1 protein-coding gene is annotated in these 711 nt (G+C 45.6%); it reads left to right on the top strand.

The window, feature by feature from the left end:
- Positions 1-143 precede the first annotated feature (143 nt).
- Entirely contained in the window at positions 144-599 is a 456-nt protein-coding gene (tnpA, locus tag B5E56_RS14310) for an IS200/IS605 family transposase (RefSeq protein ID WP_087391407.1), read from the top strand.
- The last annotated feature ends 112 nt before the right edge of the window (positions 600-711 follow it).

The raw sequence follows: 711 nt of genomic DNA, 5'->3' as shown, positions 1-711 counted from the left end.
TTGTATAAAGAAAACCACTCGCTAGGCGAGTGGTTCCAAAAAGCCTATGGCGATGAAAGTGATAAAGAAACTCCCTTTGCTATAATGAAAGTGCGGTCTGCCAACTGCACAAACGATAGCAAAGGGAGGACATTCAGATGGGACTGAATGATATCAATAGTTTATCCCATACACGATGGAATTGCAAATATCATATCGTATTTGCACCGAAGTATCGCAGGAAGGTATTTTACCAAGAAAAGAAAGCAGCAATAGGAAAGATACTACGGCAGTTATGTGAGTGGAAAGGGGTAAAAATCATAGAAGCGGAAGCATGCCCGAACCATATCCATTTGTTTGTGGAGATACCGCCAAAAATCTCGGTATCGCACTTTATGGGGTATCTGAAAGGAAAGAGCAGCACAATGCTGTATGAGCAATTCGGCGAGCTGAAATACAAGTACCGGAACCGAGAATTTTGGTGCAGAGGGTACTATGTGGATACAGTAGGGAAAAACGAGAGTCGAATTGCGGAATATGTGCGTAACCAACTAAAAGAGGACGAGATGGGAGAGCAACTGAGAATACCATCTAACAGCCCGTTTACGGGCGGCAAGTAGCAGTCCTTACGCAGTTGGCAGATCCGTATTACGCGTTGCACGCGTCCGCGAGGAACGAAGGGCTATGCCCGCATAGTGACAACCACCAGCTTCGCTGGTGGATGTGTTCATT

Origin of the sequence: Flavonifractor sp. An112 (assembly GCF_002161085.1) — a bacterium.
In the GTDB taxonomy this organism is placed as follows: Bacteria; Bacillota; Clostridia; order Oscillospirales; family Oscillospiraceae; genus Flavonifractor; species Flavonifractor avicola.
The sequence above is the reverse complement of the archived record's forward strand: the minus strand, read 5'-3'. Positions and strand labels throughout refer to the sequence as shown.